The 22,690-nt window shown below is 63.6% G+C and carries 18 protein-coding genes; 11 read left to right on the top strand and 7 right to left on the bottom strand.

The window, feature by feature from the left end; genetic code table 11:
• Positions 1-47 precede the first annotated feature (47 nt).
• The 6 genes from N0B28_RS13030 (at position 48) to N0B28_RS13005 (ending at position 10,351) form a co-directional block, all read left to right on the top strand.
• Positions 48-4,154: a hypothetical protein gene (locus N0B28_RS13030; protein WP_275726532.1), complete on the top strand. Its 4,107-nt coding sequence runs from the start codon at positions 48-50 to the stop codon at positions 4,152-4,154.
• A gap of 72 nt (positions 4,155-4,226) precedes the next feature.
• Positions 4,227-5,150: a hypothetical protein gene (locus N0B28_RS13025; RefSeq protein ID WP_258658318.1), complete on the top strand. Its 924-nt coding sequence runs from the start codon at positions 4,227-4,229 to the stop codon at positions 5,148-5,150.
• Between the two features lie 23 nt (positions 5,151-5,173).
• The gene (locus N0B28_RS13020; protein WP_078480423.1) at positions 5,174-6,184 is read left to right on the top strand and encodes a hypothetical protein; all 1,011 of its coding nucleotides are present in this window, start codon (positions 5,174-5,176) and stop codon (positions 6,182-6,184) included.
• Positions 6,185-6,300: 116 nt separating this feature from the next.
• The gene (locus N0B28_RS13015) at positions 6,301-7,530 is read left to right on the top strand and encodes a hypothetical protein (protein WP_275726524.1); all 1,230 of its coding nucleotides are present in this window, start codon (positions 6,301-6,303) and stop codon (positions 7,528-7,530) included.
• Positions 7,531-7,541: 11 nt separating this feature from the next.
• A complete protein-coding gene (locus N0B28_RS13010; RefSeq protein ID WP_275726521.1) occupies positions 7,542-8,822 on the top strand; it encodes a hypothetical protein in 1,281 nt (426 codons plus the stop codon).
• A gap of 374 nt (positions 8,823-9,196) precedes the next feature.
• Positions 9,197-10,351: a hypothetical protein gene (locus N0B28_RS13005; RefSeq protein ID WP_153002429.1), complete on the top strand. Its 1,155-nt coding sequence runs from the start codon at positions 9,197-9,199 to the stop codon at positions 10,349-10,351.
• A 132-nt stretch (positions 10,352-10,483) separates the two neighbouring features.
• Here the strand turns inward: N0B28_RS13005 and N0B28_RS13000 are convergent, their stop codons facing one another.
• On the bottom strand, positions 10,484-11,557 hold the full coding sequence (locus N0B28_RS13000) for a 3-deoxy-7-phosphoheptulonate synthase (protein ID WP_043860165.1): 1,074 nt from the start codon (positions 11,555-11,557) through the stop codon (positions 10,484-10,486).
• Between the two features lie 592 nt (positions 11,558-12,149).
• Between N0B28_RS13000 and N0B28_RS12995 the strand changes: the two genes are divergently transcribed.
• Positions 12,150-12,953, top strand: a complete 804-nt coding sequence (locus N0B28_RS12995; RefSeq protein ID WP_210015305.1) for a hypothetical protein — start codon at positions 12,150-12,152, stop codon at positions 12,951-12,953.
• Here N0B28_RS12995 and N0B28_RS12990 read toward each other — a convergent pair whose 3' ends face one another.
• On the bottom strand, positions 12,954-13,619 hold the full coding sequence (locus tag N0B28_RS12990; RefSeq protein WP_043860164.1) for a response regulator transcription factor: 666 nt from the start codon (positions 13,617-13,619) through the stop codon (positions 12,954-12,956). It lies immediately after the preceding gene.
• Positions 13,620-13,664: 45 nt separating this feature from the next.
• Entirely contained in the window at positions 13,665-14,201 is a 537-nt protein-coding gene (locus N0B28_RS12985) for a PQQ-dependent catabolism-associated CXXCW motif protein (RefSeq protein WP_275726509.1), read from the bottom strand.
• A 156-nt stretch (positions 14,202-14,357) separates the two neighbouring features.
• On the opposite strand from N0B28_RS12985, the gene N0B28_RS12980 reads away from it, so the two are divergent.
• Positions 14,358-15,002, top strand: a complete 645-nt coding sequence (locus tag N0B28_RS12980) for a response regulator transcription factor (protein WP_043860162.1) — start codon at positions 14,358-14,360, stop codon at positions 15,000-15,002.
• A gap of 17 nt (positions 15,003-15,019) precedes the next feature.
• Here N0B28_RS12980 and N0B28_RS12975 read toward each other — a convergent pair whose 3' ends face one another.
• Both N0B28_RS12975 and exaA read right to left on the bottom strand, forming a co-directional pair.
• The gene (locus tag N0B28_RS12975; RefSeq protein WP_043860161.1) at positions 15,020-15,670 is read right to left on the bottom strand and encodes a pentapeptide repeat-containing protein; all 651 of its coding nucleotides are present in this window, start codon (positions 15,668-15,670) and stop codon (positions 15,020-15,022) included.
• Between the two features lie 102 nt (positions 15,671-15,772).
• The gene (gene exaA, locus N0B28_RS12970; RefSeq protein ID WP_231390602.1) at positions 15,773-17,602 is read right to left on the bottom strand and encodes a quinoprotein ethanol dehydrogenase; all 1,830 of its coding nucleotides are present in this window, start codon (positions 17,600-17,602) and stop codon (positions 15,773-15,775) included.
• A gap of 315 nt (positions 17,603-17,917) precedes the next feature.
• On the opposite strand from exaA, the gene pedF reads away from it, so the two are divergent.
• From pedF to N0B28_RS12955, 3 genes are read left to right on the top strand one after another with little or no spacing between them, the layout of a single operon-like run.
• The gene (pedF, locus tag N0B28_RS12965) at positions 17,918-18,355 is read left to right on the top strand and encodes a cytochrome c-550 PedF (RefSeq protein WP_043860159.1); all 438 of its coding nucleotides are present in this window, start codon (positions 17,918-17,920) and stop codon (positions 18,353-18,355) included.
• 3 nt (positions 18,356-18,358) lie between these two features.
• Positions 18,359-19,114 (top strand): quinoprotein dehydrogenase-associated SoxYZ-like carrier, encoded by a 756-nt coding sequence (locus tag N0B28_RS12960; RefSeq protein ID WP_275726502.1) that lies wholly within the window; start codon positions 18,359-18,361, stop codon positions 19,112-19,114.
• Positions 19,115-19,122: 8 nt separating this feature from the next.
• Positions 19,123-20,049, top strand: coding sequence for a quinoprotein relay system zinc metallohydrolase 1 (locus tag N0B28_RS12955; RefSeq protein WP_275726499.1), 927 nt, complete (start codon positions 19,123-19,125; stop codon positions 20,047-20,049).
• Between the two features lie 67 nt (positions 20,050-20,116).
• Here N0B28_RS12955 and N0B28_RS12950 read toward each other — a convergent pair whose 3' ends face one another.
• Together N0B28_RS12950 and N0B28_RS12945 are read right to left on the bottom strand one after the other, a co-directional pair.
• Complete coding sequence (locus N0B28_RS12950) at positions 20,117-21,268, bottom strand: acyl-CoA dehydrogenase family protein (protein ID WP_043860156.1); 1,152 nt, start codon at positions 21,266-21,268, stop codon at positions 20,117-20,119.
• A gap of 16 nt (positions 21,269-21,284) precedes the next feature.
• The gene (locus tag N0B28_RS12945; RefSeq protein WP_088514926.1) at positions 21,285-22,355 is read right to left on the bottom strand and encodes an enoyl-CoA hydratase/isomerase family protein; all 1,071 of its coding nucleotides are present in this window, start codon (positions 22,353-22,355) and stop codon (positions 21,285-21,287) included.
• Positions 22,356-22,690: the final 335 nt, after the last annotated feature.

Raw genomic sequence — 22,690 nt, 5'->3', positions numbered from 1 at the left:
CCCTGTGCGCACGTGCCTTGGCCGGGCACCTGGTATTTGTGTCAGTTGTGCGCCTCGTGCATTTTGCCTTTGAATCATTTCCAGCCCATTCCCCCGTTCAAACCTTTCGGGCTTCCTGGATTGGAGAAAACTTCATGACGAACAACTTGATTGTCCCCGGGACCCAATCGGGCTTGCAAACGATGATCGACCTGTTCAATGCCATAGTGGGAGGGCCGCCGGCATTCGGAGGATTTGCAGCCGGCACCCTGGCCCTGCGGCGCATCTACATTCCAGGTTACATCACCCCGGTATACACCGAAGGCGCCCAGGTTGGCGTGAACAAGGGGATGGTCAATTCGGTGCGCGGAATGCAGGTATTCGTGCAGCCGTATCCGAACATGCTGGCGGGGGATCTGATCGAGGTGTTCTATGGCACCAGCAACATCGCGGCGGTGAAGGTCAGTGTCCGCGAGGAGCAGCTCGGCCAGAACATCGAAACCTACATCCCGGCCAAAAAGGTGCTGGAGGGCGTGCACGACCTCTACTACGTGATCACGCGTGCAGGCTCCACCAACAAGGAGTCTTCGCTGGTGCTCAAGGTACTGGCACGCCTCAAGTACCCCGGCGGAAACGACCCTGAACCCGATCGCGCCGGGCACTACAAGTTGCTGCCACCGTTTCTGACCAGCCCTCCAATCGGTGGCGTGGTGGGTGAAGAAGACATCAAGGACTTCCTTGATGGCGAGCTGTATGGCGTGGAAGTCACCGTACCGGCGTACCCGAACATGCGCGAGTACGACACAATTCGCCTGAGTTGGGGCGGCTCGATCGTCGAGTACATCGTGCAACCTGACGAGGTGGGCAACGACCTCGTCATCGAGGTGGATGCCGAGCTCATCTACGAGGCCGGCGACAGCGAAAAGCTGGTGCTTGTGTACTGGATCTGGGACGAAGTGTTCAATCCCGCAAGCGACTGGTCATTGCGCGGTTACATCGAGGTATCGATCGACCCCAACAAACTGTTGCCGCCCATCATCGTCAACCCAGACTCGCAAGCCGTGGAGGGCGACCCGATCGATGTGGCGCTGGTGGCGCAAGATGGCCTGGAAGTACAAGTGGCGGCGCTGTCGGTGTTCGGCTTCAAGGCAAGGGATGAGATTACCCTGTACTGGGTAGGCACCACGGCGCAAGGCCAGATCATTGCCCTGAATTACTCGCAAAAGTTGAGCAGCCCCCGGATATTGGTATTCAAGATTCCCTATGCCCACGTGCAGATGCTGGCGCGGGGTTTTGGCAGAACCTGGTTCACCAGAAAGCCTGATAAAAGCAACGTAGTACAGACCTCCCGGCGTGTGGGCGCAAACTTTATCGGCGCTGCCGTCAAGCTGCCAAGCCCGCAAGTGACCGAAGCGGTCGACGGCGTGCTGGAGGCCACACTGGCAACGGCGACCGTGGTGGTACCGGCAGCGGCCCAGCTGGAGAAGGACGACTTCATCGAGATCACCTGGCGAGGCACCGGTTCCGATGGCAGCACGTTGCTCTACAAGGACGCCAAAACGGTCACCAGCGCCAGCGCAGGAAAAGACATCTCGTTTGCCGTGAACGGGCCGCAGAACATTCAGCCGCTCAGCGGCGGTTCGCTCGAAGTCAGCTACACCGTAAGCCGGCAGGGCCTGGGGCGCCCTCTGGAATCACAGGCTCTCACGCTGCAAGTGGGCGTGGCGCAGTTGGAACTGCCGGCACCCCGTTGCCCGCAGGCACAAGACGGTGAACTGGATCCTGATGTCCTCGCCAGCGTCGATGTGATCATCGAGCCGTACACCGGAATGAAACTCGACCAGACCATCAGGGTGGTGTGGTCCGACGCGGGCGGTACCTTCTTCGACGATCTGATGAAGGTGACCAAGAACAATCTCGACAAGCAAGTGACGTTCACCTTCGAGCACGCCAAATGGAGCAACTACCTGACAGTGGCAGCCGATGTGTACTACCAGGTCATCGAAGACCGCCAGCCGACTCGCGTGTCTGCCATGCTTTCGTTGCGTCGCAAAGAGCGCCAGTTCCTGCTGCCCGACCCGGTGGTGGAGGGCGCGGTCAATGGCACGCTGCGCCCTGTGGGCGATGCAGTGGTCACGATCCCAGCCGAGGCCCAGCTCAAACTTGGCGATGAAGTGGAACTGCTCTGGGATGGCGATGCCCCCCAAGGCTCGACGAGCGTCACCCTGTACATACTGGAAGATCAGACACGTGAGCTTAAGCAGTCTATCGATGCACGGTTCGTACTGGCCAACATCGATGCCAATGTACGGGTCAAGTACGTGGTGTACCGCTTCGATGGCCGCGAGCAGACGTCCGGCACCGTCACGCTGCGGGTACAGCGTGCGGCGTTGCCGCTGCCGATATTCGTGCAGGCGACCGCCAACAACCAGCTGAACCCGGACGATGTGCGCAATGGTGCAACGTATCGGATCGACACCGTGGCCAGATTGCTGCGCGGTGACAGGGTGACCGTACGGGTGTACAGCGAGCTGCCGGCAGGCAACTTCAACCGCACGATCGTGGTAACGGCGGGCGACGAGGGCAAGGCCCTCGACGTGTCGGTACCCTATGCCACGATCAACGCCAGCAATCGCACCACGATCAAGCTCGAATACACGCTGCAGCGTAGCAGCGGCGGCCCGGAGGAACGCTCGCCGTCCAACAGCTATTTCGTAAACCGTGTGATAGGCAGCGGCAACCTGCGTATTTTCGGCGCCCGCTACGGCGCGAGCACCTACCGCGCCTCCAGTACCTCGCGAATTCTGAGCGCATTCAATGCGCAAAGCCTGCAGCCGATCCTCGCCGAATGGCGTTACCTGGACGAGCCCACCTGGACCGCAGGCACTACCTGGATGGACAAGCAGCCCTGGAAGGCGCTGCGCGTGCGCACGCAAACCGATGAGGTGCAGCTCAACCCGGCCAACATCATCGGCAACGGAATCGACGCCGCGGTCAATGGCAGTGCAGCGTTTGTCGCCCTGCGCAACGAACGCTCAGGGGGGGAGCGCGATATCGTCGGCTGGGGCAGTATTGCCTACGGGGCAGCTATTCCGCCGACATTGCAGACCCGCGACGACATCGCTGAAGTCAGTTGCACGCGCAGCGCGTATGCCGCACGCATGACCAATGGCACTGTGCAGTGCTGGGGCCAGGCGGGCGAGGGCGGTTCCATGCCTAAAGGTGAAACCGGAAATTTCGTCGAAGTGCGCAGCAATGCCAGGGCGTTTGTCGGACGCAAAGCCGACGGCCGCCTCATTGCCTGGGGTGTGGGGCCCGAGGGCGCGACCATTCCGCCGGGGATCCTCAACCTGACGGATTTCACCGCTGTCTACGGTGCCGGCAGCGCTTTTGCAGCGCAGCGTGCCGACGGTTCGCTGGTAGCCTGGGGCAGTGCCGCCAACGGCGGCAGCTTGCCCAACGATATCGCCGACCTCAAGGACATCTACTACGTCAAGGGCAACTTTGCCGCCTTTGCCGCACGGCGCACCAACAATCGTGTCGTTGCCTGGGGCAATGCCGGATATGGCGGCACGGTACCGGATGCAATCGCCCAGTTGACCGATATCGTCACCCTTGAGGGGGCTACGGCCCAGGCATTCAGCGCCTTGCGTGCCACCGGCCAGGTAGTGGCCTGGGGGGCTGGCAGCCATGGCGGCTCGGTGCCGCAAGAAATTGCAGGTCTGACTGACATCGTGGAGGTCACCAGCACCTGGCATGCCTTCTGTGCCCGGCGCAGGAACGGTTCGGTGGTGGCCTGGGGCAACGCGAACAACGGCGGCAACGTGCCACAGCCTGTGGCCAACCTGCGCAATGTCATTCAGGTCACCGGCAGCGCATGGGCGTTCGCCGCCCTGTGCAGCGACGGCACCGTGGCGGTCTGGGGGCGTTCTGAAGCCGGCGGCGATATCAGCCGGGTGTCCGACCAACTGAAACATGTGCGTGCGGTGTACGCCAACTCCAACGGCTTCGCCGCATTGACGTCAGACGGGCGCGTGGTGACGTGGGGCCAACCGCAGGGCGGTGGCGACAGTGCGGCGGTGCAGGCGGCGCTGCGCAACAAGGTGACCACCGGCCACCGGGTAGATGTCAATGCCGAGGCCGACGGCGAATGGGCTGGCGCGCCAGGCGCCTGAGGCCTTTGAGCGATATGACCCTGCAATCGGCGCTGCCTGGCGCCGGTTGCCTACCTGCGGGAGTTTGACGACATGACCGACTACACCGTGCCAAAGATGAACGACGTCAGCGAAGGGGCACTCGACCTCGGTACAGTGGGTGAATTCACCCGTGCAGAGGTACAAAGAAGTGCCAGCTGGCACAACAAAGTGCTGAAGCTGTTTGTGCTCGACGAGCAGAACAAGGTGCTCTACGACGAGGTAAGGCCCACCCCGAACAACGACCGACTGGCGGTGTGGGAAAATATTGCGAAAAGCATATTGCTTGGCCGTGAGGGCCAACAACTGCGCGTGTATTACGAGGTCGACGGGGTGAAGTCGCAGGTACTGACATTCACCATCAAGGCGAACTTCGCTGCGCCCCTGACAGTCGACCTCAGCGGCCGCAACTACATCGTGTTCCGCACCGCCGCCGAGGAGCCCAGCCCGCCGCCAGAAGTGCCCGACTACGCACAGTTCACCCGCACCACCGCACAGGCCGTCAACTACGAAAGCAGCGACACCAAGGTTGCCCGTGTCGACAGCAGCGGCAAGGTCAGCCTGCTGGGCAATGCAGAGGATCCGCCGGTCACCATTACCGCACTGGACGCTGCCGGTGCCTCGGTCGGCAGCTACACACTGACGGTCCGAGGGGTCAGGGGGTTGTACCTGTTGAGCTACGACCACGAGCTGCAGGCCCCAGGCGCCGCACTAGCCGCCACCAGCTATGGCCTGGACGTGCCGACAGCCGACGACTTCAGTCGCTTCAGCGCTGTGTACGCGGCGGCAAAAGACGACCTCGCGGGCTATCTGAACGCGCAGAACCTGGGCCTGCCGGACATGACGGAAAAAGGCTTTCTGGGTGTTGTTACTGATACGAGCGGCTCGCCCACCTACCTGGACCTGGCAACGCTGCAGGTAAGCAGCGCCAGCCCAAGCCAGAAAGGCTACGCGATAGGCATCAGCCAGCCCCACTGACTCCATGGCAGGAGCAACCGTTGATGGACGCAATCAGACGTACCTATGCGGCACTGGTGTTATGCGTTTGCGCGAGCATGTTCAATGCGCATGCAGACACTACCCAACCTTCGGACCCCACCCTTCGCCTGCCCGAAGTGGCAGCCTTGCAGGGCGCCGAGCTGGACCCTGAAAAGGTACCGGCCACGGGGCTGAACATCACCGTCCAGGGGGTTGATAACGATAACGCGGTAGTACTGGCGTTCCAGACCACCTTGACGATCTACCTTGCCGATGCGCAAGGCCAGGCGATCACCACGATCAGTTGGCCGATCTCGGCGCGCAATGCCGGCAAACCCGTCACCTTGCCGATCGAAAAGCGCTATGTCGAGGCCAATGTCGGCAAGACCCTGCAGGTCTACTACACCGCGCAGGCGCCGCGCTCGGCGCCGCGCAGATCGGGCGTGGTCACCCTGCTGATCAAGGAAGGCTTCACTGCTGCACAGGCACTCAACCTGGCCAGCCGACGCTATGTCGTGTTCTTCGATGAGCACAACCTGGCCAGGACGCCACCGACCATCCCCGACTATGCCCGCTACACCCGTGCACAGCCAGGGGCCACCGCCTATCGCGTGGACAACACGGGCATTGCCAGGGTCGATCCCGATGGACAGGTCTCGGTATGGGGCAATGGCGACATCACCGTCACTGCGCAGAACGCGGCAGGGGCCAGTTCCAGCTACGTGCTCAGTGTGCGCGGCGTGCGTGAGCTGCGCCTGCTCAGCTCGGCGTATCGATCCACCTGGGCACAGGCGCAGGCCAAGGCCCGCGACGAGGGCTACACCTTGCCGAGCGACGAGGATTTCGAGGCGCTGGCACGGCTCTACCCATCGCCGGCCAACAGCCTCGCCGAGGCACTGAACCTGGCTCCGTACCGGGTGTGGGGCAAAGGGTTGGGCGCACAGACGGCCGTGTACCTGGACCTCTACGACAACCTGGTCAGTTCCGAAGTCACGACAGAGTATGAGCTGGGCTACCCGGCCGGCATTCGTTGAACAGCGGCGCGCCATGGGAGGCGACCTGGATGAACGTTGCGAGCAAACTGATTTGTGGCATCGCATTGTGCGTTTTGCTGGGCAGCGCCCATGCCGTCGGGAGCCCGCAGGTAGCGATGCAGTTGAATGCGCGCTACAGCAGCACACCGGCACAGTGCGTAGGACGCGCACCGGCCTTTGCCTGCAGCGGCGTGTTGCTGCGCGCAGTGCCAGCCAGTGACGTCGAAACGTTCTGGAAGAAAGACGATGCCGCGCAACTGGTTTTTCTGCGCAAGGACCGCGCCCTTGACGGGCTGGCAGCACCTTCGGGGTTCGTGCTGTTCGACCGGCTGACGGCCGTGGGCCTGGGCAAGCCGTATCAGGCCGACAGCAGTGCCGGTGGCGTGGTGGTCAGTACCTGGAATGCCCAGGTGCCCGCGCAATTGCCCATCCAGGCCATCTTCTACGACGTCACCCGGGCCGGTGCCCTGGCGGCAGCCCAACGCAGCCAGCGCGCCTACTTCGACGCCACGGCCCAGTGGTTGCCTGTGGTGCGCCTGCACCTGGGCGATGGCAATGGTCTGGTGTTCGGCTTCAGCCAGCAGGACCAACTGGACAATGGCTACAGGGTCACCCGGCGCCTCAACCAGCGTTACGCCGACACCCGGCCTGCCTGTATCAGCGGCCGCTCCGGGTTCGATTGCAACGGGGTGCTGTTGCGCTCGACAGGCACGGGCAACTTCAAGGCCTGGAATCCGGCCCCCCGTGCGCTGAAGAACGGCGGCGTGTCCTTCAGCTACCTGCGCAGTGACATGGCCATCAAGGTGGTGGTGTGGCCGCAAGGCTATCTGATTCGCGAAACCGCCGCCCCTGTAATACACACCCTGCCTGCCGCATGCCTGTACGTCGCCGACGGCGCCACGCACGATGCGGTGTCAACCAACACCTGCACCTTTCGTGGCTGGTGCGACGAAAAACAACCGCCCGTGAACAGCGTCGCCACCTGGACCGCCTCCACTGCTGGGAATCGGTTCAGAAGCTGTGCGTTCCGCGCCGACGCCACGGCCTTGCAACTGATGGTCGAGATTCGCCAGAAAGTCCCGGGGCTAACCGGTTGGAATGAAATCATGGTCCCTACCTGGCCGCAGGACATTGCAGCGCAATTGCCGATCGAAGCGTTCTTCTTCAGCGCCACTGCGCATTACCTGGGGCAGGTGGGGGGTACCAACGGCCTGGCCGGGGGGCAGTCGTTCCAGCAGGACTACTTCAAGGAGACCAGCCGCTGGCTACCGCTGGTCAAACTGGACGTGCAGGCCGCCAATCGGCAGCCCTTCACCTATGACCCCGCTATGCAGCAGCTCAAGTGAGGCGCGCACACATGGGCATCTTGAGACTGTGCGGTGTGCTGGCGCTGTGCGCCTGCCTTGCGCCGGTGCACGCGCAGGAAGGCACCCGCACGGCGCAGTGGCTCAATGCACGCTTCACCAACACGCCGGAACAGTGCGTGGGCAGAAGTCCTGCCTTCGCCTGCAGCGGCGTACTGGTGCGCAGCGTACCGCAGAGTGCGAACGCAGATTTCTGGACGCTCAAGGACGTTGCCGGCAGCGACCTGCGCTTTGTCTTCCTGCGCAACGACCGTAGCATGGCGGGCCTGGCGCTCGGGTGCGGCTACCTGTTGTTCGATGGTCTGAGCGCAGCAGCGCTTGGCAAGGCTTTTCAGGCTGTGCAAGACCCGGTATCGCCCGGGGCAGTCCTGGTGTCTGGCTGGCAGGCACAGGCGCCGGCGCAGCTTGCCATCCAGGCACTGTTCCATGACAGCGCGCAGGCCGGGGGCCTGCGCTGCGCTCAGCGCAATCAGTTGGCTTATTACCAGGCCACCGGCCTCTGGCTGCCGATCCTGCGGATTGCGCCTGGCGATCCGCAGGCACAGGTGTTCGGCTTCGCGCAGCAAGAGCAGCTCTACAATGGCAGGCGCGTGGCCGAGCGCCTTGAGCGCCGCTATCGGGATGCATTGGGTGGATGCCGCGACGGGCAGGCAGCCGCCTACTGTCGCGGGGTGCTGATCCGCGCAGTGAATGGCGCCTCCGGTTTTCACGCATGGAACCCCAGCAGCAACTCCGTGACACGCAACGGCGTGTCGTTCTCCTACATACGTGCCGATGTCGGCACGCAGCGCCTGGCCGGTACCGAAGGGCTCATCTACCGCGAGCTTGCAGCACCCGCACGCCAGACACTGGTAATGCGCTGTGCCTACCCGGCCAATGCCAGTAGCAGCGCCATCCCCAACAGCTGCCGGGCCAGCTGCGCCTCGCAGAACATCAACAGTGTCAGCGCCTGGCGCAGCCGCTATGGCGCCAGCCCCGTCAGCAGTTGCGCCTTCGACCCCAGTGCTGCGGCCTTCGAGTTGAACATCGAAGTGCGTGCCCATGGCGGCGCCTGGAACGAAATCATCATCGCGCCCTGGCCGCAGAACATCGGCCCGCAACTGCCACTCGAGGCTGCATTCCTTATCCGTGGCAGTGGCGGGCTGAGCGGTGCCCGGTACATCCAGCGCGATTACTACCAACAGGCCGGCAAGGTCATTCCTGTGCTACGGGTCGATCTGACGGCGGCCAACGGCCAGGTGTTCACCTTCGACCCCCTGGACCAGAACCTGTGACAACGCAAGGCATAGGGCATGGAGGTAACCAGGGGGATTCACTGCGACCGACAAGCGTGGCAGCACGGCGAGCTACGGAGTGAAGGTGAGCAATCGTACCTGAAACCCTCTGCTGGCACTGCCTTCTCGGGGCGGGCGGGCGAGTACGAACCAGGCTATCCAAGCTGATATCCACTGATCGCAGCCACGCTGCCAAGGAGTCGACGATGAGGAACCTGATGCGTTCACTGTGCCTGGGCTGCACCTTGTGCCTTGTACAGAGTGCAGCGTATGCCCTTGGGGGTGCACAAACCGCCGCGCTGCTGAATGCGCGCTACGCCAGTACCGCGTCCCAGTGCGTGGGGCGCGCACCTGCCTTTGCCTGCAGCGGCATCGTGCTGCGCACGCTGATGCCCAACCAGGCCGAGAAGTTCTGGGTGCCTGACGCCGCCGAAGGCACCGACATGCGCTTCATCTTTGTGCGCAAAGACCATGTGCCGACGACATTGGGCTCGGGCGCGGGGTTCTTGCTGTTTGATCGCTTTACGGCGCTGGCCCACGGCAAGCCGTACCAGGCCACCCAGCCAGCGGCCAACCTGGGTGAGGTGGTGGTGAACGGCTGGAATGCGCAGGCGCCGGGGCAACTCGCGATCCAGGGCGTGTTCTATGACCCCGGGCAAGCCGGCAGTCTGTTGCGCGCCCAGAGCAGCCAACGCGATTACTTCCAGGCCACCGGTACATGGCTGCCGCTACTGCGCTTGCAGCTTGGCGAACCGCAGGGGCAGGTCTTCGGCTTCAGTCAGCAAGACCAACTGGACAATGGCTACCGGGTGGCGGCACGGCTCAACACACGCTACCTCGACACCGGCAATGGCGACGACACCTGCCGGGGCAATCGGGGCGCCTTCTACTGCCGTGGTGTACTGCTGCGCACGACCGATGTCGGCAGCTTCCGTGCGTGGGATCCGAGCCCCGGTTCGGTACGCGGCAATGGCGTGTCCTTCAGTTATTTTCGCGCCGACAGCAAGGTGCTGCGTACCTACAAGCCGCAGGGGCTGGTGATACGCGAAGAAGCGGCGCCAGCGACCATACCCTTGTCTCTACGGTGCGTGTTCCCCTTCGATGGTGGCACTAGCGGGCGGGCCGATATGTGCAACTTCCGGCCTTCCTGCGCCTCAGTGGGGGTCGATTCGGCAGCGGCATGGTTGGCGCGCTACCGTGGCAGCCCGTACACAAGTTGTTGGTTCTCCCCGACGGCGCAAGAATTTCGGGTGGCCAACGAGATCCGCCAACAGCTCACCGAATTTCATGGCTGGAATGAATTGATGGTCGCGGCCTGGCCCGCCGGTGCGCCGCTTGGATTGCCGCTTGAGGCGCTGCTCTACAGCACGGTCTCTTACGTGACGGGCAATGGCCTGGCAGGTGGCAAGCGGTTCCAGACCGACTACTTCGCCGATACGGGCCGTACCTTGCCGTTGCTTCAGTTGCGCCCGATGCCCACAGATGGACGCCTGTTCATCTACGACCCGAACGATCAGGCCCTTCGGTAATCGACGCGACAGCGGCCAACCCACTGCCCCTGGGCAAGCTGGAACGGCAGGACCAGAACGTCTGACCTGCCTGCCCCTTAACATTCTGCCTATGTGAGGGGCGCCGAGGCGCCCTCGTCGGGCGGCAGGTGTCTACCCGCGTTGGCTAGTGGCCGCTTCGCTCAACAAGGCTTCTGTGGCCCCCCAGCCCAGGCAGCCATCGGTGATCGATACACCGTAGCGCAGGGGGGCCTTGCCCAGTGCCTGGCAACCCTCGAACAAATGGCTTTCGAGCATCATGCCGATGATCGAGCGGTCACCCTGCAAGCGTTGCTGCAGCACCTGATTGAACACTTGAGGTTGGCGCAGTGGGTCCTTGCCGCTGTTGGCATGGCTGCAGTCCACCATCAGACGTGGGCGGATGCCGGCCTTGTGCAGGCCCTGGCGTGCCTGCTCCAGGCTGGCGGCATCGTAGTTGGGGCCCTGGTGGCCGCCGCGCAGCACCAGGTGGGTATCAGGATTGCCGAGGGTCTCGACGATCGCTGGATGCCCCTGGGCATCCAGCCCGAAGTGGCGGTGGGCATGCGCGGCACTGCGGATGGCGTCGCAGGCGATACCCACGCCGCCGTCGGTGCCATTCTTGAATCCGACCGGCAGCCCCAGGCCGCTGACCATCTCGCGGTGAATCTGCGATTCGGTGGTGCGTGCCCCGATGGCCGCCCAGCTCAGCAGGTCATCGAAGTAGCCTGCTGCCATCGGCTGCAGCAGTTCGGTGGCCACCGGCAGGCCCCGTTCGAGCATGCCCAGCATCAACTGGCGAGACAGCGCAAGGCCACCCTGCATGTCATCGCTGCCATCCAGGTGCGGGTCGTATGCCAGGCCTTTCCAGCCCACCGTGGTGCGGGGCTTTTCGACATAGGCACGCATCACCAGCAACAACTGGTCATCAACCTGGCGGGAGAGGGCAGCCAGGCGTTCGGCGTATTCGAGGGCGGCGTGGGGGTCGTGCAGCGAGCAGGGGCCGACAATCACCAGCAGGCGATCATCCTCGCCGTCGAGAATCGCCTTCACCGCCTGGCGGTGGCGCTCGACCTGGCCGCCAAGGGCGCTGGACAAGGGCAGTTGCTGCTTGAGCTGAAACGGGCTGGGCAGGCGCAGGTTGAGGCTACTGTTGGCTGCGACAGCCTGGGGTTGGGACAGGTTCAGGGCTTGGGTGGACGCTTGCATGGTCGGGTTTCCTTGGGCGGAAGGCGGGTTCGGTCCCGCGCCTTCGGCCCTAGCGAGATGTTCGATTTCGTGTCGGTGTTTGCGTGCCACCTGTACTCGACCGGTCGGAGGCGGCTGGCTGGCCCGAACGGCAGTGGCTAAATCGCCAGGCAAGGCTTTGGTAACGGTAATAGGTGCTGTGGTTCATGCTGCAATCCTCATCGATGTCGGTGGTGTACGGCGCCCAAAACAAAACCCCCGGTGGGCAGGGCCGACCGGGGGTTGAGTATTCTCGTGTTCGGCGGCCCTGGGAGTGGGCGCCGGTGTGGGTATCAGCGGCGCCTGTGGCTAAACCAATACCCAAAATAAAAGCCGCTGGCAGGCAGTGCCGCGCACGCAGGCACAGCCGCCAGGTGCGATACGCGACCTGTGTGCAGTGCTTGAGTGAGGGAAATAGACGACATGCTGTGCTCCAGTTGATTGCTCGAGCTTACTTCAGGCGCGCAACTGGATGCAACCGGCAAATGGCGTTAGGCTTGCGCCCGATTGCTGGCACCGGAGCGTTGTCAGCGCACGCCGCACAGACGTGCATACCACCACATGGAGTCTCCCGATGCATGTGAACGACTACACATCGGCCATTACCACCCGCACCACCGGTGCAAGCCCCCTCCCTACCAGCCTTGGCATCAACCATGGCAACAGCAGCAGCGCCAGGGCCCTGAATGCCTACGCCGGGCAGGATACCAGCAGTGTCTCCAACCTGGCCCGTCAACTGGCCGCAAGTGCCACCCGTGCCAGCGAGCGCGATACCGGCCTGAGCCATTCGGCACTCGGTGCGTTGGCCAGGTCGCTGCTCGACAAGATTACCGGCGCTGCGTATTCGGCCAACAAGGCCGCCCACGACAAGGAAGTACCGGCCACCGATGACCCCGAGCTGCTGGCCCGGGCCGAACAGGCCACTGCGTTCGTGAACGCGACGCTGACCGTGGGCAGCAAGACCGTTGAAAACCCGTTCGCCGGCCTGTCGCGCGAGCAGCTGGCGCTGATCACCTACGATGACAGCGGCACCTTCACGGTCAACGAACGGCGCGCCGCGTTCGAGGAGACCACCCGCCAGGAGCAGGCGTGGCGTCGCGAGGTCAGCGACAAGGCGCAACAGGAATACAACACCACCGGTCGCATGACGGACTTCTTCAAGCAAGTGCAGGCTCACTACAACAGCCTGCCGGCAATCGAGAAGGCCCAGTATCCGGCCGACTATGCGGCGCAGGTGCAACAGCACATCGATGCCGACATCAACTACAAGGCGCAGAACGCCAAGGACATGATCGTTCCCATGACCCTGGCCGAAACCCTGTTGACGATGGGGCCGGTGGGCAGCGGCAAGACCCTCGCGCTGCCCGGCGCCGGCTGATCAGCGCCGCAGATAGGCGGTAAAGTCGATATCGCCGGCACTGAGAATCGCCTGCACCCGATTGTGCACGTTGAGCTTGCGCAGAATCGCCGAGACATGGGCCTTGACCGTGGTCTCGGCGATATCCAGGTTGTAGGCGATCTGCTTGTTCGACTCCCCCTTGGTCATGCGCTCGAGCACCAGCAACTGCTTGCGGGTGAGCGCCTGCAGCAGCTCCGGGGCAAAGCCTGCATGCTCGCTCTGGTTGCGCCGGCCGGTGCTTTTTTGCGTGCGGATGATGTCGGGCGGCAGGTACACGTTGCCGTTGAGGATCTGCTCGATGGCATCGGTCATCTGCGAGCGCGGCGACGACTTGGTGATGAACCCCACCGCGCCATAGGTGATTGCCTGCAGCACCACCTGTTTGTCCTGCTCGGCCGAGACGATCACCACCGGGATCGTCGGCGCCTCGTTGCGCAGGTTGATCAGCCCGCCAAGGCCATGCATGCCGGGCATGTTCAGGTCCAGCAGGATCAGGTCCAGGTCGTCATGCTGGCCGGTCAGGCTCAGGGCGCTGTCCAGGTCGGCGGTTTCCATGACCTCGCTGCCAGGGAAGCCGTCAGTGATGACGTTGTGGATCGCTTCGCGAAACAGCGGGTGGTCGTCGGCGATCAGAATCTTGTACATGGCTTTGCACCTTATTGTTGTGGTTGACCGCTAGGCAGACAGTAGTCAGGGGAACGCTTCGGGTGTCGCGGGGTGTACCGGCAGCCCGGCATTCTCCCAGGCATCCAGGCCATCACGGTACCAGTACAGCCGCGTGTAGCCCAGTGCATCGGCGCGCTTGACCGCATTCCAGCTCAGCCAGCAATCGGAGCGACAGTAGAAGACGATGGCGCGCTGCTTGTCGCCATGGCTCAGGCGTTGCAGGTGGCGGCTGAAATAGCGGGCCCAGGCGGCGTCCAGCTGGCCATCGCCGGTGTTGGCCAGCCAGTGGCTGTGGGGGAGGTTGGCATGCGGCTCGCTGTCGATGAACCGGCCATGCAGCCAGGGGCGCTTGTACACGTCGATCAGCAACGGCGGGGGCTGCTGTTGTAGCAGAGCCTGCAGCTGCGCGGTGTCGAGGGTCTGCGCCGGCGGCGCCTGATCGGGGGTAGGGCTGCGGTACAGGGTGGCGCGGTAGCCGTCGGCAGTGAACAGCGCCGTATCGGCGCTGGCGGGCAGCGCCAGGGTCAGGCAGGCAGAAGCGAACAAGGCACGCAGCAGCATGGTCGGCAGTCTCGTTTTTGTTATGCCTGGTATTACAGGCCAGTACTGGCGCTTTGTGAATGCGACCATCGACAGCGCGGGCAGTACCAAAGTAGTAGCGGCCGTGCTCGCCAGCGGCTCTAGCATGGGGTATAGCCACTACAGGAGTACTGCGCGATGGGCATCTTGCTGGTCGACGACCACCCGATGATCCGCCTGGGCCTGGCCCACTTTCTGGGTGAAGGGCTCAATGGCCTGCCAGTTCGCGAGGCCGGCAGCGGCGAAGAGGCCCTGCAGCAGGTGCAGGAGGAACTGCCCGGCCTGGTGATCATGGACTTCGACCTGCCCGGCATCAGCGGCCTGGAAACCACCCGGCGCCTGCGTCAGCGCCTGCCGCAACTGCGCGTGCTGTTTTTCAGCGAACACACCGAGCTGGGCCTGGTTCGCCAGGCACTGGACGCGGGGGCCTGCGGGTTTCTGTCCAAGGCGGCAGCGCCGGCGGTGGTGCTTGAAGCCGTGCGCCGGGTACTGGCGGGGCATGCCTACATCGAGCAACCGCTGGCCACCCAGCTGGCCTGCCAGCCGCACCCGGGGCAGGGTGGCGGCAATGCTCGCCTGCAGGGGCTGACCCAGCGCGAGATCGAAATCTTCCTGATGCTGGCCAAGGGCACGCCGACCCGGTTGATAGCCCAGCAGCTGTGCATCAGCGCCAAGACCGTCTCCAACTACCTGACCTTGCTCAAGAGCAAGCTGCAGGTCAGCTCCCATGCCGAACTGGTGCACCTGGCAATCGAAGCCGGCCTGCTGCGTATAGCGGCGTAGGCTGTGTACGCAGGCACCTAGTCCCAGGTGCTCGGGCAACCCTGGCAGCCTTCCATGTTGCTGTCCTGGAAGTTGGCGTAGTGCTGACGAGTGCCGCGCAGGTCGGCTTTCTCCAGGTTGCTTTCACCGAACTTGGCTTCCTGCAGGTTGGCATCGGCCAGGTTCGCACCCACAAGGTCGGCCCTGCTCAGCCAGGTCATTTCCAGGTCGGCGGCTTGCAGGTTGGTGTTGTGCAGCTTGGCGCCGGACAGGCGGGCAAACTCCAGGTAGGCGGCGCTGAGGTTGGCACCATTGAAGTTGGCGCCCTGGGCGTACATGCCCCAGGCCTGGACCGCGATCAGCGTGGCATCGGTGAAGTTGGCCACGCGCAGGTTGGTTTGCTGCAGGCTGGCACGGGTGAGGTTGGCGCCTTGCAGGTTGGCTTTCTCCAGGTTGGCCAGGTCGAGCTTGGCGTGACGCAGGTTGGCGCCACGCAGGTCGGCACCGGCCAGGTTCATCTTGCGCATGTCCTGGTTGTTCAGGTCGGCGTTCTGCAGGTTGGCGCCGGGGCACTGGCTTTCAGGCTGGATGATGCAGCCGTTGATCTTCAGCGGCTGTGGTTCCAGTTCGTCGTCGGCAGCAAAAGCCGGGGACAGGGCGACGGCGAGCACTAGGGGCAGATACTTCATGGGAATCTCCTTGGCAGTTTGAAAGCAGACGCGGGTCAAGCCCGCTCCCACAGGTCTGGTGATCCCTTGTGGTGGCGAACTTGACCCGCGAAAACGCTCAGATCAACGCTTGGCGGTCTTGGTATCCCAGGCCGGGATCTTGAACACCCAGAACGATCCACCCTGTGCCACCGGCTTGGTCAGCTCGGCCATGTCGCCACCCCACAGCGGTACTGCACCGCCGTAGCCGACGGTCACGCCGATGTACTGCTCGCCATCCTGTTCCCAGGTGATCGGTGGCGAAACGATGCCGCTGCCGGTCTGGAATTTCCACAGCTCTTCGCCGGTCTTGGCGTTGAAGGCCTTGAAGTAGCCGTCACCGGTACCGGTGAACACCAGGTTGCCCTTGGTGGCCAGCACGCCGGCCCACAGCGGCAGGCGCTCGTTGTGCTCCCACACCACCTTGCCGGTGGTCGGGTCCATCGCACGCAGCGAACCTACGTGGTCCTCGTACATGCGCTTGATGCGGAAGCCCATGCCCAGGTAGGCCGACCCTTTCTTGTAGTTGACCTCTTCGGTCCAGTATTCCTCTTTCCAGTGGTTGGCCGGTACGTAGAACAGGCCGGTGTCCTGGCTGTAGGCCATCGGGTTCCAGTTCTTGCCGCCCAGGAACGGTGGCGAGACTTCCACCGGCTTGCCCTTGGTTTCGCCTGGCAATGGCTTGGCCGGGCGCTGGCCTTCGTTTTCGACCGGGCGACCGGTCTTGAGATCGATGTGGCTGGCCCAGGTGATGTTGTCCACGAACGGGAAGGCGTTTTTCAGCTTGCCGTTGGTGCGGTCCACCACATAGAAGAAGCCGTTGCGGTCAGCGTGCGCGGTGGCCTTGTACTGCTTGCCGTCCTTGTCCTTGTAGTCGAACAGCACCAGTTCGTTGTTGCCCGAGAAGTCCCAGGCATCGTTCGGGGTGTGCTGGTAGAACCACTTGACCTCACCGGTGGTCGGGTCGACGCCGACCTGGCCCGAGGTGTACAGGCTGTCGAAGTCGTGCGGGTTGCCGTCCTTGGAGGTACGTGCCCAGGTGTTCCACGGGCCAGGGTTGCCGGCGCCGACGATGATGGTGTTGGTTTCGGGGTCGAAACTTGCGCTTTGCCATGGGGCGCCGCCACCGTGGCTCCAGGATTCGACCTTGCCGGTCTCGGTGGTCGGATCGTCCGGCCAGGACGGGGCCTTGACGTCGCCGGTAGGGGTGCTGTCCTTGCCGTTCAGGCGGCCCATGTGGCCTTCGACGAACGGACGCATCCACACTTCTTCACCGGTTTCCGGGTCGCGGGCATACAGCTGGCCGACCACGCCGAATTCGTCACCGGAGCTGCCGTGAATCAGCAGCACCTTGCCGCTCTTCTGATCCTTGATCAGGGTCGGGGCGCCGGTCATGGTGTAGCCGGCGCTGTGATCGCCGAATTTCTTGTTCCATACCACCTTTCCGGTGTCTTTGTTCAGCGCGATCACGCGGGCATCGAGGGTGCCGAAGTAGATCTTGTCGCCGAAGATGGCAGCGCCACGGTTGACCACGTCACAGCACGGACGAATGTTGTCCGGCAGGCGATGGTTGTAGGTCCACAGACGCTTGCCGGTCTTGGCATCCAGGGCGAACACCCGCGAATAGGAGCCGGTGACGTAGATCACGCCGTCGTTGATGATCGCCTGGGATTCCTGGCCGCGTTGCTTTTCGTCACCGAAGGAGTACGACCAGGCCGGGGTCAGCTTGAACACGTTCTTGTCGTTGACCATGGCCAGCGGGCTCCAGCGCTGGGCATTGGTGCCCATGCCGTACTGCAGCACGTTCTGGGTGTTGAGGTGGTCGTTGGCGATGTCTTCCCAGGTCACCGGCTTGGCGTTGGCCGCCGGTGCCAGGGCCAGGCTCGAGACCAGCAGGACGGCCTGCACAGCCATGGACAGTGGGGAAAGCGCGGCGGGTAACGATCTTATTGTCATAGTGGGTGTTCCCAATGGAGGTTTTGTGCCTGCCTAGACTGGATCGTCGCCGCCTGCGCAGATACGGAAAAACTCCCGCCCTGAGCGGGAAAATGTCCCAGTCGGCGCATGATTTGGCACTGCCCCACAAGCCCTACTACCAAGGGAGTAGCACGCGACCACCAAAGCAGCATGGGGGCGCTGGAGTGCGCTTTCTAAGATGCCCGGCAGCACCCCGGTATCGCGAGGTGCCTGCGTGCAAACCGTACAGACAAAGCAGTCGAGGGCAGAACAATGACAACAGTGAAAAACGCCTGGATGAGCGCCGTGCTGATGGCCGGCCTGATGAGTACCGGGGCGGTGTTCGCCCATGGCAACGTGACCCCGTCGGCGGTCAACACCGGCACCCTGGAAAAACTCGGTGACGAGTGGCGTGAAACCAACCCCTACCGCAACGGCCCCAACCATGACGAGGCAGTGTCCATCGGCGCCTCGGCCTACAACCAGAACTGCGCGGCCTGCCACGGCCTGGAAGCCAAGTCCGGCGGCATCGCCCCCGACCTGCGCCTGCTGGACGAGGGCGAGGCGGGCGATGAATGGTTCGTGGAGCGGGTACGCAACGGCGCGGTGCGTGACGGGCGCGTGTACATGCCCAAGATGGCCGACTACCTGAGCCAGGAAGCGTTGTGGGCGGTGCGTACCTACCTTGACAGCGTGCACATCGAGGAATAGGCCATGCGCCGGGTACCGTTGCTGTTGGCCGCGTTGCTGCTGGCCGGCCCGGTCTTTGCAATACAGCCGGGTGCCGATCCGGTGCCATCGGTGATGTGGGAGTTCTATCGCAAACAGTGGCTCCAGGATGAGCCCTACGTCTTTGATGAGCGCGTGCGGGTGATTGCCCCGCCATTCGCCGAGGATGCCCGACAGGTGCCGTTGCAGGTCGATGCCCGGGCGTTGCCGGGCAAGGTGCAGCGCATACTTGTGTGGGCCGAACTCAACCCGATACCGCGGGTCGTCGATTTCCATCCCGGCCCGCAGGTTCTGCCGTGGCTGGCTGTACGCATACGCATCGAGCAGGCCACCCCGCTGCGGGCGGCCGTGCTGACCGATGACGGTACCTGGCACATCGGTTCGAGCCTGATCGATGCCGCCGGCGGTGGCTGCACGGCGCCCAGCGTGGTCCGCAGCCAGCCCGGCTGGGAAGAGCGTCTGGGCCAGGTACTGGGTGCACGCTACCCGCGCGAAGCCTTCAGCCGCGTGCGCCTGGACGTGTCGCACCCGATGGATAACGGCCTGACTGGCGGCATCCCCGAATTCTTCATCGAACACGCCGAGCTGTTCGATGCCCAGGGCCAGTCGCTGGCCACCCTCGAACTGTTTCCTGCCGTGAGCGAGAACCCCAGCCTGGGCTTCGACCTGCTCAACCAGGGGGCTACCCGCCTGGTGCTGCGTGACAACAACGGCAACCAGTTCGACGCTGCCATCGAGTGAGGACCGTGATGCGAGCACTGTTGCTGTTGCTGGCGTGTGTCAGCCTGCCGAGCCTGGCCGACCTGGACTACCGCCTGGCGCCGCGCCAGATCGCGGCCGACACCTATGTGCTGGAGGGCAGCACCGAGCACTTCTCCCGTACCAACGGCGGCAACATCGTCAATACCGGTTTCATCGTCACCGAGGCTGGCGTGGTGGTGATCGACAGCGGTCCGTCGCTGCGCTATGGGCAGGCCTTGCGCAAAGCCATCGAAAGCGTCACCGACCAGCCGGTGGTGCAGGTGCTGCTGACCCACCACCACCCCGATCACGCGCTGGGCAGCCAGGCCTTTGCCGGTGTGTCTGTCGGTGCACTGCCTGGTACCACGCAGTTGCTGGAGGAGCAGGGGGATGGCCTGGCCGAGAACATGTACCGCATGGTGGGTGACTGGATGCGTGGCACCCAGGTGCGCCTGCCCGACCAGCCGGTGGCGGCGGGTGAGCGTGCGTTCGGTTCGCACCGGTTGCGGCTGCTGGCCTTGACCGGTCACAGCGGTGCCGACCTGGCGGTGTTCGACGAGAAGACCGGAGTGTTGTTTGCCGGCGATCTGTTGTTCTACCAGCGTGCGCTGACCACGCCCAACACCCCTGGCCTGGCGGTGTGGCTACAGGATCTGCAGCGGCTCGAAGCGTTGCCGTGGAAGGTGCTGGTACCGGGGCACGGCCCGCTGGCCACGGACCGTGCGCCGTTTGCACAGATGGTTGATTACCTGGGGTGGCTGGACAAGGTGATGCGTGAGAGTGCGGCGCAGGGGCTGGACATGACCGAGGTGATTGCCACGCCGATACCCCAGCGGTTTGCGGGCATAGCGTTGAGTCAGTACGAGCTCATTCGCAGCGTGAGCCATCTGTACCCGCAGTATGAGCGGCAGGTGCTCAAGCGGGTGGATCGCTAGAAGGTCTGGGGCCGGGCCAACAAGGCTGACAGGCCATGGTGGCCCGGCATCACATCAAACCGCGCCTTTACAACGGATAGTGCTTCAACTCCCGCGCAATCAGCATGCGCTGAATCTCGCTCGAGCCCTCATAGATCTGGGTGATCCGCGCATCGCGGTAGTATCGCTCCACGGGGTAGTCTTCCAGGTAACCATACCCACCATGCACCTGGATGGCCTTGGAACACACCCGTTCGGCCATCTCCGAAGCAAACAGCTTGGCCTGCGAAGCCTCGCTCAAACACGGCTTGCCCGCACTGCGCAAACGCGCCGCATGCAGTATCAACAACCGCGCCGCATTGAGCTGTACCTGCATGTCGGCCAGCAGGTTGGCCACACTCTGGTGCTCGTTGATCGGCTTGCCGAACTGGATGCGGTCACGCGAATACACCAGCGCCGCCTCGAACGCCGCACGCGCAATGCCCAGCGCCTGAGCCGCAATGCCGATACGCCCACCCTCAAGGTTGGACAGCGCGATCGCCAGGCCCTTGCCACGCTCGCCCAGCAGGTTGGCTGCCGGCACACGGCAGTTGTTCAAGGTCACCGCACAGGTGTCCGAGGCGCGAATGCCCATCTTGTGTTCGCTGCGATCGACCACGAAACCTTCGTTGTCGGTCGGCACCAGAAACGCCGACAACCCTTTCTTGCCCAGCTCCGGGTCGGTCACCGCAAACACGATCGCCAGGCCCGCGCGCCGCGCATTGCTGACGAACTGCTTGGACCCGTTGATCACCCACTCATCACCCACGCGCTCGGCACGGGTGCGCAGGTTGTGCGCCTCGGAGCCGGCCTGGGGTTCGGTAAGGCAGAAGCAGCCGATCACCTGGCCGGTGGCCAGACGCTCCAGCCAGGTCTGCTGCTGCAGGTCGCTGCCATAGGCGAGCAGGGGGCCGCAGCCCACCGAGTTGTGGATGCTCATCAACGCCCCGGTGGCGCCATCGCCGGCGGCAATCTCTTCCACCGCCAGTGCATAGGCCACGTAGTCGGTGTAGCTGCCGCCCCATTGCTCGGGCACCACCATGCCCAGCAAGCCCAGCTCACCCATCCTGGCCACCACGCCATCGTCGATCCAGCCGGCCTTTTCCCAGGCCTGGGCATGCGGGGCGATCTCGTTACGGGCGAAGTCGCGCGCCATGTCGCGGATCATGATCTGTTCTTCAGTCAGTTCCAGGTCTTGCATGTGCGTACTCCGGCCCTCACAGGCCTTCGAAGAATTGATCCACCCGCGAGCGTGAAAGCTCGGCGACGGTGGCGGGGTTCCAGCGAGGCTGCTTGTCCTTGTCGATGATCAGCGCGCGTACACCTTCGATCAGGTCGCCGTGCTCGAACCATTGCCGGTCCAGGTGCAGCTCCATCGCAAAGCAGTCCTCCAGGCTCAGGTGGCGCCCGCGGCGCAGCATCTCCAAGGTCACCGCCATCGCCAGGGGCGAGCGCGTGGCCAGCAGGTCGGCGGTCTTGAGTGCCCATTCGTGGCTGTCGCCGACGGTCACGGCACGCAGTTGCTCGATGATGCTGGCCACATCGGGCAACGCGAAGAAGTGGTCGATGGCCGGGCGCAGCGCAGCCAGGGGAGGGTTGTCCAGGGTCTGGGTGCCCAGCCTGGCCAGCACGCCCTGCAGGTCCTTGAGCGGGTGCTCGCTCCACTTGAGCGTGTTCAGGCGTTCATCCAGGGTGCTCAGCCTGGCGCTGTCGACATGCCAGTCGGCCAGCCCGCAGTACAGCGCGTCGGCCGCCTGGATCTGCACGCCGCTCACCCCCAGGTAGGTGCCCAGTTCGCCGGGGATGCGCGACAGGAAATAGCTGCCGCCCACGTCCGGAAAGTAGCCGATGCCGGTTTCGGGCATGGCCAGGCGGCTGCGCTCGGTGACCACACGCAGCTCCGCGCCCTGGGCCAGGCCCATGCCGCCGCCCAGGGTAAAGCCGTCCATCAGGGCAACGATGGGCTTGCGGTAGTGATGAATGCACAGGTCCAGCGCGTACTCCTCCACGAAGAAGTCGCGGTGCAGGCTGTCGCCTGCCTTGAAGCTGTCATGCAGCGAACGGATGTCGCCGCCGGCGCAGAAACCTTTGGGGCCTTCGCCACGCAGTACCACTGCGTGAACCTGCGGGTCGACGGCCCAGGCGTCGAGCTGCTGCTGCAGCTGACGCACCATCGGCAAGGTCAGGGCGTTGAGGCCGGCGGGGCGGTTGAGGGTCAGATGGCCTACATGGTTGCGTACGGTAGCCAGTACGTTGGTATCGACCGGGGAATGCGCTTGCGCGGTCATCGCTGTCTCCCTGCTTTGTTATTGATTTTCCACATGATTTGTCGCGCCGTGGAGATGAATTCAAGGATCGTCGGATCGTAACAGTGCAATTTTGCCCATTACAATCGACAAAACTGCAGTGCCTGTCTGCATTTTTGCATGGTGGTCTCGGCCATCCGGAGCGGGTGCTGGCACTTTAGCCTTGTGACACTGGCGGACACAGGATTAGTTCCCCGGTGCCTGGCACCTCGCGCCTCGCCAAAGCAGCAGCGCCTTGCCCCCAAGGCAGCGTAGGGCGCGCGGCGCCGCTTTTCGATAATCGCCTCCGACAACCGTCCACCCGTTTGCGGAGAGCG

The organism is Pseudomonas sp. SD17-1 (assembly GCF_029201585.1).
In the GTDB taxonomy this organism is placed as follows: Bacteria; Pseudomonadota; Gammaproteobacteria; order Pseudomonadales; family Pseudomonadaceae; genus Aquipseudomonas; species Aquipseudomonas palmensis.
The sequence above is the reverse complement of the archived record's forward strand: the minus strand, read 5'-3'. Positions and strand labels throughout refer to the sequence as shown.

Bases quoted from the DNA above. Each gene is read 5' to 3' on its own strand.
- N0B28_RS12945 (WP_088514926.1), bottom strand. From the start codon at position 22,355: ATGACCGCGCAAGCGCATTCCCCGGTCGATACCAACGTACTGGCTACC.
- N0B28_RS12955 (WP_275726499.1), top strand. From the start codon at position 19,123: ATGCGAGCACTGTTGCTGTTGCTGGCGTGTGTCAGCCTGCCGAGCCTG.
- N0B28_RS12960 (WP_275726502.1), top strand. From the start codon at position 18,359: ATGCGCCGGGTACCGTTGCTGTTGGCCGCGTTGCTGCTGGCCGGCCCG.
- N0B28_RS12975 (WP_043860161.1), bottom strand. From the start codon at position 15,670: ATGAAGTATCTGCCCCTAGTGCTCGCCGTCGCCCTGTCCCCGGCTTTT.
- N0B28_RS12980 (WP_043860162.1), top strand. From the start codon at position 14,358: ATGGGCATCTTGCTGGTCGACGACCACCCGATGATCCGCCTGGGCCTG.
- pedF (WP_043860159.1), top strand. From the start codon at position 17,918: ATGACAACAGTGAAAAACGCCTGGATGAGCGCCGTGCTGATGGCCGGC.
- N0B28_RS12995 (WP_210015305.1), top strand. From the start codon at position 12,150: ATGCATGTGAACGACTACACATCGGCCATTACCACCCGCACCACCGGT.
- N0B28_RS13010 (WP_275726521.1), top strand. From the start codon at position 7,542: ATGGGCATCTTGAGACTGTGCGGTGTGCTGGCGCTGTGCGCCTGCCTT.
- N0B28_RS13025 (WP_258658318.1), top strand. From the start codon at position 4,227: ATGACCGACTACACCGTGCCAAAGATGAACGACGTCAGCGAAGGGGCA.
- N0B28_RS12990 (WP_043860164.1), bottom strand. From the start codon at position 13,619: ATGTACAAGATTCTGATCGCCGACGACCACCCGCTGTTTCGCGAAGCG.
- N0B28_RS12985 (WP_275726509.1), bottom strand. From the start codon at position 14,201: ATGCTGCTGCGTGCCTTGTTCGCTTCTGCCTGCCTGACCCTGGCGCTG.
- N0B28_RS13015 (WP_275726524.1), top strand. From the start codon at position 6,301: ATGCAGTTGAATGCGCGCTACAGCAGCACACCGGCACAGTGCGTAGGA.
- N0B28_RS13020 (WP_078480423.1), top strand. From the start codon at position 5,174: ATGGACGCAATCAGACGTACCTATGCGGCACTGGTGTTATGCGTTTGC.
- N0B28_RS12950 (WP_043860156.1), bottom strand. From the start codon at position 21,268: ATGCAAGACCTGGAACTGACTGAAGAACAGATCATGATCCGCGACATG.
- exaA (WP_231390602.1), bottom strand. From the start codon at position 17,602: ATGGCTGTGCAGGCCGTCCTGCTGGTCTCGAGCCTGGCCCTGGCACCG.
- N0B28_RS13000 (WP_043860165.1), bottom strand. From the start codon at position 11,557: ATGCAAGCGTCCACCCAAGCCCTGAACCTGTCCCAACCCCAGGCTGTC.